The sequence below is a fragment of the Sphingobacterium sp. UBA1897 genome (assembly GCF_002337775.1).
Taxonomy (GTDB): domain Bacteria; phylum Bacteroidota; class Bacteroidia; order Sphingobacteriales; family Sphingobacteriaceae; genus Sphingobacterium; species Sphingobacterium siyangense.
In genome coordinates, this window is the sequence record NZ_DDGR01000034.1 from 82,514 (window position 1) to 97,245 (window position 14,732).

The 14,732-nt window shown below is 40.0% G+C and carries 10 protein-coding genes; 2 read left to right on the forward strand and 8 right to left on the reverse strand.

Annotated features, from left to right (window positions below; translation table 11 throughout):
• Nucleotides 1-25: 25 nt before the first annotated feature.
• The 4 genes from B4N43_RS22985 to B4N43_RS23000 all read right to left on the reverse strand — a co-directional run bounded on the left by B4N43_RS22985 (nt 26) and on the right by B4N43_RS23000 (nt 7,132).
• Nucleotides 26-1,495 carry a RagB/SusD family nutrient uptake outer membrane protein gene (locus B4N43_RS22985; RefSeq protein ID WP_075991692.1) on the reverse strand — a complete coding sequence of 490 codons (1,470 nt, stop codon included), beginning with the start codon at nt 1,493-1,495 and terminating at the stop codon, nt 26-28.
• A 17-nt stretch (nt 1,496-1,512) separates the two neighbouring features.
• Complete coding sequence (locus B4N43_RS22990; RefSeq protein ID WP_286736447.1) at nt 1,513-4,719, reverse strand: SusC/RagA family TonB-linked outer membrane protein; 3,207 nt, start codon at nt 4,717-4,719, stop codon at nt 1,513-1,515.
• Nucleotides 4,720-4,841: 122 nt separating this feature from the next.
• The gene (locus tag B4N43_RS22995; protein WP_088160711.1) at nt 4,842-5,897 is read right to left on the reverse strand and encodes a dipeptide epimerase; all 1,056 of its coding nucleotides are present in this window, start codon (nt 5,895-5,897) and stop codon (nt 4,842-4,844) included.
• Between the two features lie 8 nt (nt 5,898-5,905).
• The gene (locus tag B4N43_RS23000) at nt 5,906-7,132 is read right to left on the reverse strand and encodes an NlpC/P60 family protein (protein WP_286736451.1); all 1,227 of its coding nucleotides are present in this window, start codon (nt 7,130-7,132) and stop codon (nt 5,906-5,908) included.
• A 418-nt stretch (nt 7,133-7,550) separates the two neighbouring features.
• On the opposite strand from B4N43_RS23000, the gene B4N43_RS23005 reads away from it, so the two are divergent.
• Together B4N43_RS23005 and msrA are read left to right on the forward strand one after the other, a co-directional pair.
• Nucleotides 7,551-8,579 carry a N(4)-(beta-N-acetylglucosaminyl)-L-asparaginase gene (locus B4N43_RS23005; protein ID WP_120336530.1) on the forward strand — a complete coding sequence of 343 codons (1,029 nt, stop codon included), beginning with the start codon at nt 7,551-7,553 and terminating at the stop codon, nt 8,577-8,579.
• 199 nt (nt 8,580-8,778) lie between these two features.
• Complete coding sequence (msrA, locus tag B4N43_RS23010) at nt 8,779-9,294, forward strand: peptide-methionine (S)-S-oxide reductase MsrA (RefSeq protein ID WP_083663801.1); 516 nt, start codon at nt 8,779-8,781, stop codon at nt 9,292-9,294.
• Between the two features lie 81 nt (nt 9,295-9,375).
• On the opposite strand, the gene B4N43_RS23015 is transcribed toward msrA, so the two are convergent.
• The 4 genes from B4N43_RS23015 to B4N43_RS23030 all read right to left on the reverse strand — a co-directional run bounded on the left by B4N43_RS23015 (nt 9,376) and on the right by B4N43_RS23030 (nt 14,419).
• Nucleotides 9,376-12,111 carry a DNA gyrase/topoisomerase IV subunit A gene (locus B4N43_RS23015; protein ID WP_286736455.1) on the reverse strand — a complete coding sequence of 912 codons (2,736 nt, stop codon included), beginning with the start codon at nt 12,109-12,111 and terminating at the stop codon, nt 9,376-9,378.
• 143 nt (nt 12,112-12,254) lie between these two features.
• Nucleotides 12,255-12,803, reverse strand: a complete 549-nt coding sequence (locus B4N43_RS23020; RefSeq protein ID WP_075991698.1) for a GNAT family N-acetyltransferase — start codon at nt 12,801-12,803, stop codon at nt 12,255-12,257.
• A 27-nt stretch (nt 12,804-12,830) separates the two neighbouring features.
• Nucleotides 12,831-13,508 carry an ATP-binding cassette domain-containing protein gene (locus B4N43_RS23025; protein ID WP_075991699.1) on the reverse strand — a complete coding sequence of 226 codons (678 nt, stop codon included), beginning with the start codon at nt 13,506-13,508 and terminating at the stop codon, nt 12,831-12,833.
• A complete protein-coding gene (locus B4N43_RS23030; RefSeq protein WP_286736457.1) occupies nt 13,505-14,419 on the reverse strand; it encodes a hypothetical protein in 915 nt (304 codons plus the stop codon). The genes B4N43_RS23025 and B4N43_RS23030 overlap by 4 nt, the downstream gene beginning before the upstream one ends.
• Nucleotides 14,420-14,732: the final 313 nt, after the last annotated feature.

Below are 14,732 nucleotides of genomic sequence, written 5' to 3' on the forward strand. Positions count from 1 at the left end.
TGACCTTTTTTCTTTTTTGAGACTACTAGTAGCCGGTATTCTGTTGATTTGCTATAGCTGGGTTTGCATTCATCTCATCCAGTGAAATAGGAAGAATGGTTTTAAAGAAGGTTCTATCGATCGTTTTTTGTCTATTTGTTGTGCTTATATTTCCTAAATCGTCATCAAAAGTTATCGATTTGTTCCAGCGCATCATATCAAAGAAGCGATGACCTTCTCCAAGGAGCTCTTTGCTTCTCTCATCGGCAATCATATCTAAAGTAATCGTGCCTGAGGTCGCGACATCTAATTTTGGAGACCGTTGGCGTATTGCATTCAGGTAATTTGCTGCAAGGACCTTGTCAGGAGATGATTTTAGTAGAGCAGCTTCAGCAGCGATAAGATATACTTCGGACAAACGGATGACCTTAATATTGACAGCGGTACTATTTGCTGTTGAATTTTTATCACCGGCAAGCGTGGTGCTACCGCTATATTTATAAACCGCTCCTAAATGGGTGGTGCCGACTTCATCATACGCCATAACACCCCATCTGACATCTGTCTCGTCTTTCTTAAGTTTGGCCAAGAATGGATCTGCGGCTATAAAGTTTCCCAATATGGCTGTACTGCCATGTCCTTTTCTGCGGAACATCGCACCCAGTGAACTAGTCCCTGCATCAGCTTCATTCGGATAAACACCCAATTCTAGAATAGATTCAGTTCCAAACATACCTGTCCAGGATTTTACCCAGTTTTCATTGCTATACAATGTGTAGACTTTGGAGTCTATGACTTCCTGTGCTGATTTTAACGAGTTATCATAATCATTCATATAGAGGTACACACGAGCTTGCAGTGCTTTATTGGCGAAAAAACTGAAATATCCATCCGATTTGGATTTTGGCAATAAGCTTTCTGCATCCTTTAGATCCTGTACTATTTGTTTGTAGTTTTCCTCTACGGAGATACGTTTTTCCTGCGTACTATATTCGAGGACTTTTGTCACATTAGGAATACCAAGGGCAGATTTTTCCATGTTGTAGGGTTTGCCATACAACCTGACAAGATCAAAATTGATGAGGGCTCTTGCGGTCAATGCTTGTCCTTTATACGTATTAAAATTTTCTGTCGAACCGGCAGCGATTAGTTTATCGATATTTGTCAAAAGATTATTGATCTGCACGAGTGTATGAAACCCTTGTGTCCAGATGCCTGAATAGGGATTGGAAGAGGCCGAATGATTAAATACATAAAGATAGTCATAACCGCGGCCTTGGGATGCAATCGTAAAGTCACCCCCTTTGGCATCAGCATAGAGCGGAAAATTTCGTCCATAGTAGGCCACATTTGCCATTTTACTCATTAATCCATTCATAATAACCTTTGCGTCAGCAGCAGTTTGGATGGAGGTATTGGAGTCCCCCATATTGGTCGGTGTGACATCCAAAAAATTGCTACAAGAGCTGATTGCTAATGATATTGTTATGCACGAGGCAATAAAAAGCTTTTTCATAATACTGTTTTTTTTCGTTAAAAACTAAATTCAACACCGAAAGTGTACGTTTTTGCCAATGGTGTTTCCCAGCCCCGCGTACCAAATTGGTTAACTTCTGGATCCATATACTTGTATTTCGAAACAGTCAATAAATTGCTTCCATTGAAAAATACCCTTGCATTGGAGATGCCAGCTCGTTTTAAAAATTCATTTGGTAATCTATAGCTCAACGAAATGTTCTTTAATCTAAGATATGACGCGTCAAACAGTTGTCTACTGCTGATCTGGTTCACATCTTCCAGATCTCTTCCAGTAACCATTGGGTAAGTTCCATCCGTATTTGAAGGTGACCAGCTATTTTCTGTAAAATAAGCGGCATGAATTCGTTCCCAATAATAGCCGTCATCGGCAACATCTTTGGATGTCGCATCATAAAGTTTGCCGCCAATTTTATAAGCAAAGTTCAATCCCAATGAAAAGTTTTTATAATCGATGTCAGAATTTATACCGCCATATAGTTTAGGATTAGCATTTCCGATGATGGTTTGTTTAGCTTTTTTGTAATCATAACTTGCAGCTTTTCCGTTGAACAAAAAATCGCCATCAGTACCATCGTTAGTATACCAGACGTTTTTGCCATTGGTTTGATCGGTACCAGCCCATTCTAAACCAAAGAATGATAAAGACGATTCTCCTTCACGATAAATAAATCGAGCTCTATCGTCTCCACCTGTGGGATCATACCAAACGATATCTCGTCCACCATATAATTTTGTAATCTTGGATTTGATGATTGCTGCATTTGCACTTAATGTCCATTTCCAATTTTCATTTTTAACAATATCTGAGCCCAGTTCAATCTCTATACCTTTATTGTTCATTTCGCCAACATTTCGCAATATGGAACCGAAACCGGTAATTGTCGAGATCGGAACATTCTGTAAAAGATCCTTCGAGTCTCTGTTAAAATATTCAATTGTACCGAATAGTTTATTGTGGAACAGACCAAATTCCAAAGCGATGTTTGTGGAGTAATTTTTCTCCCAAGCTACATCCGGATTGCCTAAATTATTAAGCCCACCACCTGGCTGCGTCATATATTTGTTGGAATAACTTGTTAAATTGCGCCAAGCAAAAAGATCCGTAGGTAATGTTCCATTTACCCCATAGGAACCTCTAATTCTTAGGTTATTGATTTCCTCGATCTGTTTAATAAAAGATTCCTTGGCTAAATTCCAGGAAGCTGCTAAAGACCAAAAGTTGCCCCAACGAGGACCTGGTGCCAAGCGGGATGAACCGTCCCTTCTAAAAGATGCTGAGGCAAAATAACGTTCATCGTAGTTATATTCCGCCCGCGATAGTACAGACATCATATTATTGCCCCAGGAATAGGCCGACGCATCCAATATACCTGCAGTGGCGACGGTATGAAGTGATGAGGATGGTAAATCTTTACCTGTAGCACGGATAAAATCAGTCGTGTTTTTTTCAGCTTCGAAACCAGCTAATAACCCAATATTATGCAAGCCAAAGCTCTTGTTGTAATTGGCTGTTGTGGATGATACCAATTTTTCAATAGACGTAGACACCTCTGTGACCCGGCCATTGTCTGCCATACCGTTATAATGTTTAGCGCTATAATAGATATGATCTTTGACCTCGGTTCTGTCATAGGAGAAAATGGTCTTCAATGTAAGTTCAGGTAACAGCTTTAATGATAAAGATTCTATAGCTGATAATTTGCTTGTTTTCGAAGAGTTTTCCCATTCCTTGTTGTAATACAATGGATTATAAGCGAGACTGCCATAACGAGCTGTATATTCGTTACCTGTTTTATAATCAGTTGGCCAATACATCTGCCATAATAAATTACTCGCTTGATACAGGTAATTTGTTCCTGTATTCCTGGTGTCGTTCATCCCGATAAGCTTGTTTTTGGCGTAGTTGACGTTTGAGCCAAATTCAAGATATTTGCCAATCTTTTGTGTTAAATTAATCCGACCATTGATTCTGTCGAAGTTATTCTCAATAATCCTGCTTTTGTCTTGGGTGTATCCTAAAGACGCATAGTAATTGGTTTTTTCTGTTGCTCCGCTTACCGAGATATCGTTGCTGTTGAATATCCCGGTTCTAAACAATGCTTTGTTCCAGTCATAATATTGACCATCTCGATTCTCTACACCATCTGTTTTTCCTGAGATATGTACATTTTCCCATTGTGAGGTTCCATCCGTGCTGAATTGATAGCCATGAATACCAAAACCATAAGAAGAAGTTGGTTTACCGTAATTTGCCGAATTTGGATTCCAGTCCAAAGAATTTAAGCGGAATAAGGTGTTTTTATTCGCCTGTTCAGCCGTTTGACCAGCTGCTATTCTAGAGTCGTATAAAACACTATAAAGCATATTGATTTGATCCTGTACCGAAGCAGGTTCATTATTTTTGGTTGCCCAGGAAGGACTAATGCCGATAGAGGACTTGATATTGATCTTCGGATCTCCGTTTTTTCCCTTTTTTGTGGTGATGATGATGACACCATTTGCCGCGCGGGACCCATAAAGGGATGATGCGGCAGCATCCTTAAGCACAGAAATAGATTCGATATCGCTGGGATTTAATGTGCTCATGACGTTGTTGGTATTGACAATATAGTCGCCCATCTGTCCGACACTACCCGAAATGACTGGAACACCGTCAATGACATAGAGTGGCTCATTCGACGCGTTCATGGATCCTATGCCTCGAATGCGTATAGCTGAAGTTGCACCTGCCTGACCAGATCCATTTGACATTTGCAGACCTGCAACACGGCCAGTAAGCGCTTTTTCAAAAGAAGTGACAGGTTGTTTATCAATGGCATCTGATTTTACTTGTGCTGCCGAACCTGTATAGGTACTCTTTTTAGCCGTTCCGTAGGCAATGACAATGACTTCGTCCAATGCCTGTTCATCACTGCTGAGTGAAATATTAATGGTTTTTCGGCCATTGACCTGAATTTCTTGTCGGCTATAACCTACGGCAGATATCGTTAATGTCGCATTGGCGTTTGTGTTTAAGGTAAACAGGCCATTTTCGTTTGTGGAGGTTCCTTGGTTAGCGCCTTTTACATTTATTGTAACTCCGCTAATTGGTTTTCCGTTGCTGTCCGTTATCTTACCAGCAATTTGGATCTGTTGTGCATATAAAGACTGCATCGAACTACAGGCTATGAGACACAACGTTGTGAGCACATGTTGTTTCATAAAAGTGTGAATTGATTAATTTAGTTGTTAATATTTTGGTGCTGTCGAGTGTTGGTCAAACTTGCGATAGCAATTCAGTGCAATCTTTTCTTTAAGAAAAAAACATTGCACTGAATATAGGGTTATTTTCTTACAATTCCAATTCCCGGACGGTCGGGGAGAAGGCAACTGCCATTTACCACGGTCATGCCGTCGTATATATCATTTCCAATTAATAAAGCACCGTCTAGATCTGCCCAGTCTGTTAATGGTGCAAGTTGTGCAGCTGCACTGATCGCGCAGGAAGTTTCGGTCATACAGCCGATCATAACTTTCATTTCCAAAGAACGAGCAAGTTCTGCCATTTGTTTAGCTTCACGCATGCCCGTGCATTTCATCAGTTTGATGTTGATTCCCGAGTATACACCCTTTAATGCAGGAACATCCACAAGGCGTTGGCATCCTTCATCGGCAATAGTAGGGATAGGACTATGCTCAGTAAGCCAGGCGTTGTCGTCAATCTGCTCCTTGGGCATCGGCTGTTCCAAGAAAGAAACATTTCTTTCTGCAAGCCAGTGTGCCATTTCCAAAGCCTCTTCACGCGTTTTCCAACCTTGATTGACATCGGCACACAAGGGACGATCGGTAACCTGACGGATGGTGTCTATGATCATTTTATCCGTATCAAGACCCAGTTTCACCTTTAAAATTTTAAACTGATCAGCTTCGGCGACTTTTTGGCGGATCATTTCTTCTGTATCGATTCCGATGGTGTAGGACGTCGGTGGGATAAGGTCAGGATTTAATCCCCATATCTTATAATAGGGTTGATTCATAATTTTACCAAGGATATCATGTAGAGCAATATCAATGGAGGCTTTTGCAGCCGTGTTTTTCAAAGCAAGCTGATCGATATAATGCAGGAGCTCTTCGGTTTGAAAAGGAGAGTTGAAGCCTGTCAGATCAATCTGATTGAGGAATGATAAGACACTTTCCTGCGATTCGCCTAGATAGGGTGGCATACTCGCTTCACCATAACCGATAATGCCATCATACTCTAGTTCGGTCAATACAACCGGTGTTGTGCTTCGGCTAAAGGAAGCTACTGTAAAGACATGGCGCAAAGTTAGCGTGTAAGGTCTAAATCTCAATTTAAAGGCCCCAAAATCTTTACTAATCCATTCAGATTGATTGCTCATCGCTATGTTTATTTATTGTTGTAATAATTGCTTTCAACGACTTTCTGTATTGCGCTATCGTGGGTCCCGAGGTAACGGCGTGCAGCAACCACGGTTCGGGTTTGGAAATCATCGTAGTTTGCAGCGTCCTTAAGCATACTGTTGATCCGGACTAATCCAGCAGCGTGAATAAAAGTTCCATTGCCGATATAGAGTGCAACATGTGTTACACGCGCATTAGGATTGCTGTTTTTGCCTGCCGCAAAGAACAGTAAGTCTGCCGGTTTTAGATTTTTGAGTGCTTTCTCAGGGTCGAAATGTCCTTCTTGATCTAAAATGTCGATTTTTTCACCTGCGAGTACTTGTTGCGATGCATCTCTCGGAATCACGAAGCCGTTCATAAAAAAGCTTGTTTTGGTAAAACCGCTGCAGTCTACACCTTTCACCGATGTCCCCCCCCATAAATAGGGCAGGCCCAACATTGTTTTTGCACTGGCGATAATATTTTCCGCCGTAGGCTGGCGCGTTTCAAACCAATTTTTTAAGGTTAGACTTTCTGATTTTTTAATATAACCTAAACGTCCATCCGGATATGCTATTTCATAAAAGTTGTTTTTTTGTCCTTTTAACTGAAGAATGTCACCATATACGAGATCAGACACTCGTTGGCTTTTTTCATTGGGTTCAGAATATGATTTTCCAAACTCCGCTGTATAGATAACTTTTTCTGCTTGCCGCCAATTTGCCAGCATGGTTTTGTCCATCGCTTCAATGGACGAACTTGGTACCCATGCAATATAGCCATCCGGCGTGCGGACACGGTAGTCCCCGCTCTTTTTTTGCAGAAGATCCACTTGCGTTCCCAATAAAACCTGGCTGGTTAGCTCCGCAGCATTATCTGGAAATGTGCGCATATTTGCAACGGAGAGCCTGATGACTCCAGAAGTTTTTTCACCTACACTTGCATCAGGCAAGAGCTGTACTTGAATATTGGCTGATATATCTTTTGCCTTTTGCTCCAAAACGAACTTAGCATCTTTTTCAGTTGTTTCAAGCACATATTGGTTCTGTGCGATATCCGCTTTTTGGATTGCTACGATCTTGGTTCTTTTATCGGGAGCGAATTCACGTTTTACGTTTTCTTGCAACTCTTTGATCTTGAAATAAGTCGTGGAATCTAGCTGCTGCGCCTGACTGCTTTCAACACCTATAAGGCTTGCATAAGCTAAAATAGCGAATTTAAGAGTGTTTTTCATGCGAATTAGTTTGTTTCTAAAGATAGGATTAATTCATAATATAAGTCAATTTTTATTGTCGATTTTTAAGTGATTTTGATGTTATGTTGCTAAAAAACGAATGTTTGGGCTTAATTTTAATTAAATTATCTAATTGCTAAAACCATTTTGTAATATTGCTTATTGATTGTGAAGTCAATATCCTTCTTCAGTTTAACACGAAGCTGTAAAAATGTAGAATAGCATTTTCCAGCGCATATCGATGAAGTAGATTGGGGGCAGATGTGACGTAAGATCGTGTAATACACTAGAAAAAAGCGATGTCTTTGTGCAGTCAATGATGAAAATTTTTTGTGTTCGGTAGACTGAAGGCAATTTTAAGGATTGTTTTTTGCCGAATTAATCAATAGCGATAGTTTTATAAAATATTAATAAGGAAATGAGTTCAAGACGTGATTTTATTAGGCAAGGTTTGATTGCTGCGACGGCAATGGGGACATTGACAGCATTTGATGCGAAAGGATTGACGATTGCAGCAAAGGGCAGTGTTAAAAAATATCCTATTGTAATTTCAACTTGGGACTTTGGGATTGCAGCAAATAAAGCCGCTTGGGAAATATTGTCCAAAGGAGGCAAGGCATTGGACGCGGTGGAACAAGGTGTGCGTGTGCCCGAGGCCGATCTCAAAAATATGACAGTTGGTAAAGGTGGTTATCCAGATCGCGATGGTCACGTCACACTTGATGCTTGTATCATGGATGCGGATGGTAACTGTGGTGCTGTTGCTGGAATGGAAAAAATTGGACATCCAATATCAGTAGCGCGGATGGTCATGGAAAAAACACCCCACGTGATGCTGGTAGGCGAAGGTGCATTGCAATTTGCGTTAGAAAATGGTTTTAAGGAAGAAAATCTACTGACCCCAGAAGGTGAAAAAGCGTGGAAGGAATGGTTGAAGGAGAAAAAATACAAACCTGTAGCCAATATTGAAAACCAATCTTTTGCAGCAGAACGTTTGCCAGGAAACCAATATAACCACGATACGATCGGTATGTTGGCATTGGATGCCAATGGGAATATTTCCGGAGCTTGTACAACCAGTGGTATGGCTTTCAAGATGCATGGTCGGGTAGGAGATAGCCCTATTATTGGAGCCGGACTTTATGTCGATAATGAAGTGGGCGGAGCTACATCGACCGGAGTTGGTGAAGAAGTCATACGGAATGTAGGTAGTTTTTTGGTTGTCGAATTGATGCGTCAGGGTTATTCTCCGGAAGATGCCTGTAAGGAAGCTGTTATGCGTATCGTGAAGAAGAAACCTGCAATTGCGAAGGAAATTCAAGTAGGATTCTTAGCAATAAATAAAAAAGGCGAATATGGTGCCTATGCGCTACAACAAGGTTTTTCCTATGCGGTTTGTGACAGTAAACAACAAGATTTATTGATTAAAGGAAAACACTACTATTAATATTAAAATAGGGGTGTATGGGTATGAGGGGGGCGCTCTCATGTGGTAAATGAAACGTAAACTTCCATTTTTCGCACTGGTAGCAGTGTATCTCATTGCCGATTAATAATTATATTTGTCTAAACATTTTTCGCTGTGGCTACTAAATCGGCTATAGTGTTTGAAAAAGTAAGATTAAAATACGCAAGAATATAAAAGTATGAAAGCAACATTTGGAGGAGGATGTTTTTGGTGTACAGAAGTTATTTTCCAAAACACTGAAGGGGTAACATCGGTATTGCCTGGTTATATGGGAGGGCATGTAGATAAGCCAACTTATGAGCAGGTCTGTACGGGTACAACTGATCATGTTGAGGTTGTCGAGCTAGAATATGACGAAGAGCTGGTGAACTATGAAGACCTATTGAAAATCTTTTTTAAGACACATAACCCGACGACATTAAACCGTCAAGGTAACGACGTGGGGACGCAGTATAGATCAGTTGTTTTTTATCATAATGAAGAACAGGAGATCTTAGCGCAGAATTTTATCGACGAATTGGAAAATGAGGATGTTTATGAGGACGCTATTGTCACAACGGTAGAACCAGCTGTGACATTTTGGTTAGCAGAAGATTATCATCATAATTATTTTAATGATCATCCTGAAAATCCATTTTGTTCAGTAGTCATTGCTCCAAAACTTCAAAAATTCCTAAAAGAATTTAAAGCTTAAAGGACAATACTTAAGGTGTTGTATCCTACACAAAAAAGGCTCGAATATTTATTCGAGCCTTTTTTGTGTATTGAATACGAGTTAGAACATTTCCATCTGTCCTTTATCGTCGATTTGGATGTCATTTGGATTAGTGATTTCCAATTTGATATCGTCATTTTTATCGGTTGACTCTACCTCCTTCTCCTTCACGGAACTGTCCACCGCCGTTATGGTACTATCAACCGTTGTTTCTGTGATATCAGTACTCGTTTCGGCTGCTTTTTCTTTACCTTTTTGACTTAAATCTTCATCCGCTGTTGTTAGCGTAACCGATTTTACGGTATGGAAAGACAGGCGGTTTCCTTGTGCTTTTATTCCTTTTACGTCAATAATTTCAGTCAAAGGCTGATCAAGAGTTTCTTCCGTTTGGGATTTACCTTTTAAAATCTCCAATTTGACCATCGGTTCAGCCGCATTACTCATCAATACCAATTTAGATCCTGCATCTTCATTAATAAAGGAAATGCGTTTTCCAATAGGTTGATCGTCAAATTTAAAACGTTTGACAAAGTACGTTCCGCTCTTGCCGTCCTGATGCACAACTGTATAGATATGGTCCGGGTGGTATTTTTCGATCCGGATCATTTTCTCGTCGAAGTGGTTGCTCAGATCAAAGTTTGACAATTCGTAACTACCATCCGAAAGAACCACTAATATCTTGTCGTCGCCGTCAAACTCGCCAAGGTATTGGCCACGTTCATCTGCATTTAGACGTTTCATGATGGTATCGTACCATATTTTTCGTCCTGCCAGCGTGGAGACACCAGAGCTTTTAAAGCTGATTTTTTTGACGGGATATTTTGATACAATGTTTCCTTGTGAAGCACGGCCCTTGATTGCAATCTCGGCAAAGTCCATGTCAAAATTCAACTTGCGCAATTTTGTGTGCGGTTTAAGCTGTATATTGACGATCTCTGCTTCACCGTTTGGATTGGCTGTGAAATATAGGATTTTAGACCCTTTGGATCCTTTGGATACATCATATTCCTTATCCCGAGTGACACCTACCACAGAGAAACGTTTAATGTAACTGGTACCAGTTTCACCTTCTTTATAGATGGCGTTATAGATTGTACGTTCATCACCTTTTTTGAAAACAGCAACGTGGATAATTCCTTTTCCAACGAATACTTTATCCTGGATTTTACTAACAACATATTTGCCATCTTCGCGGAATACAATAATATCATCGATATCCGAGCAGTCGCATACAAACTCATCTTTCTTCATGCCTGAGCCAATAAATCCTTCCTCACGATTGACATATAGTTTGGCATTTGCTAGGGCAACTTGGGTCGCTTCTACTTTATCGAATATACGCAGTTCGGTTTTACGCTCGCGGTCTTTACTATATTTCTCACGCAATTTCTCAAACCATGCAATGGCATATTCTGTCAATTGACGTAGATGACGCTTGACTTCCTTGATCTCATTTTCGAGTGTTTTCATCATTTCGTCCGCTTTTTTAACGTCGAAACGTGTAATACTACTCATTGGTTTATCGATCAATTTTTTGTAATCTTCTGGTCGTATCTCACGATAAAATTGATCGAAGAAAGGTTCGAACAAGCGATTTAGAACCTGCACCACGACCTCAAAGTCACCTGCATTTTCATAATCCGGATGCTTGTACATCCCCTCTTGAATAAATATTTTTAATAAACTACTGAAGAAGATTTTTTCTTGAAGATCGTTTAAGCGAATCTCCAATTCTCGTTTCAATAAATTTTTTGTGTTTATTGTGTTTTCCGTTAGAATGTCATTGACACTCATAAAGTGAGGTTTCTCATCTTTGATAACACAAGTGTTAGGTGAGATAGAGACTTCACAGGCGGTAAAGGCATATAAAGCATCAATCGTTACATCAGGAGAAATTCCAGGAGCCAAATGCACAATGATCTCTACATTTCCTGCTGTATTGTCCTCGATTTTTTTGATCTTAATTTTTCCCTTATCGTTTGCTGTGACCACACTTTCAATCAGACCGCCCGTCGTGGTTCCAAATGGAATTTCTGTAATTGCGAGCGTCTTCTTATCGCGTTCTTCAATTTTCGCACGTACACGGATTTTACCGCCACGTTGACCCTCATTATAATTTGAAACGTCGGCCATACCACCCGTAGGGAAGTCTGGGAAGATATTCGGACGTTCACCGTTTAATACCTGAATAGATCCGTCGATTAACTCAATGAAATTGTGCGGCATAATCTTGGTTGCTAAACCAACAGCAATACCTTCGGCACCTTGAGCCAATAATAATGGGAATTTTACCGGAAGTGTGACAGGTTCACGATTCCGTCCATCATAACTCAATTGCCACTCAGTTGTTTCGGGATTGAAGACAACGTCATTTGCAAATTTGGATAATCTTCCCTCGATGTACCGTGGAGCAGCAGCAGAGTCGCCCGTAATTGGGAAGCCCCAGTTACCTTGACAGTCAATCAGGAGATCCTTTTGGCCCAATTGTACCATGGCATCACCGATAGAAGCATCACCATGTGGGTGATATTTCATCGTGTTACCAATGACGTTGGCAGCTTTATTATATCGTCCATCATCCATTTCCTTCAAGGAATGGAGGATACGACGTTGTACGGGTTTCAAACCGTCATTGATATGTGGAACGGCTCTGTCCAAGATGACATAGGATGCATAGTCCAAAAACCAGTTTTCGTATAGTCCTGATAAAGGTATCGTTTGACTTCCGTTTTCTGTTTTTCCTGATCCCAGCTCTTCTTGATTATCTTCCGTTGGGAAGTTCGTTTCGTCACTCATTTACTCAGCAATAGATTAAATTGTACAATACAGAAATGTTCGAAATAATATTTTATTCGAACGTGTAAAAATACAAAACCATTTTGTTTTATCCCAGTGAAACTATGAAAAGTTAAAAAAATTAGTTTTTAAAACTAATATAATTAGTTTGTTGATTGGTCAATGGCTAGATCATACCAATAACAGGGAATATTCCATAGATCGAAATGAAATTCTTCAGTTACCTGAAATCCTACTTTTTCCAAGACATGCCTTGATCCCAGGTTTGCTGTATGCGTGATGGCATGTACTTCAAAATGGGTCAGCTGTTCGCTGTAATATTGCATGCAGGCTAGTGCGGCTTCTGTCGCATAGCCTTTTCCCCAAGATTCCGTTCTGAAACGATAACCAAGGTCTAAAAATCCAATACGTCCGTTCTCCAATTCGTCAATATACTTAAATCCCGTCCAGCCTATCCATTGATTGCTTGATTTCTCAATGACCCCTAGACGGCCTATACCGTATTTTTCATATTGTTGCTGAATATGCGCGATGGCTTTTTTCATTTCTTCAACAGATTGAACAGGTTCGTTATTCAAAAAGGTATGAACCTCCGGCTGTGAATCCATTGCGAAAAAATAAGCTGCATCATCCATCTGTATTGGACGGATAATTAAACGTTCAGTTTCTAGTATAGGTAAGTGTTTTTCCATAGTGTTTATCTCAAGTGTTACGGTATGCTAAAGCCACAATTTGTCGATATCTTTTTGTAGTATTTTTTCTTTCATTTCCTCTTCAAATTCGCCGAACTGCTCTTTTTTTACAGATTTACTAATTCTGCCCGTTTCGAGTACCAAGATTTCATCGCAGGTATCTTTTAGCGTGGAAAAGATATGGGACGAAATCAGGATCGTTTTACCCATTGCTTTTAAACGAAGAATAATCTCCGTAAGAATAATACTGCTTTGTAGATCGATGCCATTAAAAGGTTCGTCAAGGATATAATAATTATTGTCCTGAAGTAAAGTAGCTGTCAGGGCAAGTTTTTTTTTCATTCCCGTGGAATAGGCGCTCGCATACTCCTTTAAGGGCAACTCGAAAATATTTCTCTCACTGAGGTTTTTGATCTGTTTACCGCGTGCATCCGTCAGTAGATAAATATACTCTTCGCCGGTGAGCTTTGAAAGGAAATACGGATCCGAGGTGAGGTAACCTAAATTGTTTTTTAGCGGTTCTAAATCAGATTTTAAACTTCCCGAGGCGGTTTCTAGTCCAGCAATACAACGAAACAGCGTTGTCTTTCCAGCGCCATTTTCACCGACGATACCATATACTTTTCCGCTATCAAAGAGGTAAGTAACCTCGTGGAGTACTTGATGCTGTCCAAAGGACTTATTGATATTCGTAAGCTCGATCATAAGTGATTTTTTAGATTGTTGATTGCTTTGATATAATAAAAAGGCAAGAGCGCTAGAATCAAAGGGTAAAAGCTAAAACAAAGTGCCAAAGCAAAAACTTCGGGGAAATTGATCTCCCGTGGGTAAGCGACGTATTTCAATGTGATTGCAAAAGGAAGTAAAAGTAATATTCCGCCCAATACAATACAGGCATTAAATAAATCCGATGGAAAGATGACAACATACAGCAAAAGAAGGGGCAGTACCAAGAGCAGACACTGTAAAATTCCCCTTTTAAACTTTCGCATCAGAAAGACTGTTGGTGTATGATGGTGATTCCAGAGGTAAAAAATAGGCTCCGGCAATTGATAATAGAAAACGCAGGTGAGCGCAATGCAAATGACGCAAAATAAAACAAGATTGGAATTGGCTACATAAAAACCGATTCCAGCCAATAGATATACTACAAGCAAAAGCAAATAGCTCCGTCGGAACCCGATGATAAATTCAAAAGGTTTTTTTGCGAAAGGTGTTGGAATAGATTTTCCGAAAGCCCTAACCGTCAAAAATGCAAAAACAACAGCCAAAGTAACCAATAACAATGCATAGGGCCATTGGCTGTGGAGAAAAAGAATGACGGAGGACGGCAGCGTCAATAGGCCATTCTCTACTATTCTGATCTGATGAAAATCTCGTTTACTGTATGTGTTTTTGAGAAAATCATTTCTATTTTTTTCAGTGAGGAGAAAAAGCAGTTGAAAATTGCCTAGTATCACGGCATAACAGCCAAAAATAGGGTATTGAAACAAAAAGTAATAGATCAAATAGCATAACCCAAACAACAGGAGATATGCGATCGGAACGGGTAGTCCTGTAGCCTTGATATGGCGAGCTAGTAATCTGTATTGAAGCTTTAAATAATTGCTTACCATGATAATCAAACTTAGATAAATTAACTTTTATATGCAATATATCGCATACTATTTCTAAAACCTGTTACTTGGGTGCCTGTTCAGGCATATCGTTCGTGGATTCTATTCCGATAAGCGTGTAGGGTTAATATTTTGAAGAAAGGGAGGCCACAAGGAAGCGATGATTTTTAGACGCAACAAAGGGATTTTAAATGGAGTTCAGATTCTCCATTTAGACAATGCTTGTTCAGTGCTTGTTCAGTGATTGTTCAGTGCTTGCTCAGTGTAGACTGAATCAGCACTGATTGATCACTGTCTAAACATTAAATAAAAA

Excerpts from the sequence above, each read along its gene's own strand:
- B4N43_RS22985 (WP_075991692.1), bottom strand. The coding sequence starts at position 1,495 with ATGAAAAAGCTTTTTATTGCCTCGTGCATAACAATATCATTAGCAATC.
- B4N43_RS22990 (WP_286736447.1), bottom strand. The coding sequence starts at position 4,719 with ATGAAACAACATGTGCTCACAACGTTGTGTCTCATAGCCTGTAGTTCG.
- B4N43_RS22995 (WP_088160711.1), bottom strand. The coding sequence starts at position 5,897 with ATGAGCAATCAATCTGAATGGATTAGTAAAGATTTTGGGGCCTTTAAA.
- B4N43_RS23000 (WP_286736451.1), bottom strand. The coding sequence starts at position 7,132 with ATGAAAAACACTCTTAAATTCGCTATTTTAGCTTATGCAAGCCTTATA.
- B4N43_RS23005 (WP_120336530.1), top strand. The coding sequence starts at position 7,551 with ATGAGTTCAAGACGTGATTTTATTAGGCAAGGTTTGATTGCTGCGACG.
- msrA (WP_083663801.1), top strand. The coding sequence starts at position 8,779 with ATGAAAGCAACATTTGGAGGAGGATGTTTTTGGTGTACAGAAGTTATT.
- B4N43_RS23015 (WP_286736455.1), bottom strand. The coding sequence starts at position 12,111 with ATGAGTGACGAAACGAACTTCCCAACGGAAGATAATCAAGAAGAGCTG.
- B4N43_RS23020 (WP_075991698.1), bottom strand. The coding sequence starts at position 12,803 with ATGGAAAAACACTTACCTATACTAGAAACTGAACGTTTAATTATCCGT.
- B4N43_RS23025 (WP_075991699.1), bottom strand. The coding sequence starts at position 13,508 with ATGATCGAGCTTACGAATATCAATAAGTCCTTTGGACAGCATCAAGTA.
- B4N43_RS23030 (WP_286736457.1), bottom strand. The coding sequence starts at position 14,419 with ATGGTAAGCAATTATTTAAAGCTTCAATACAGATTACTAGCTCGCCAT.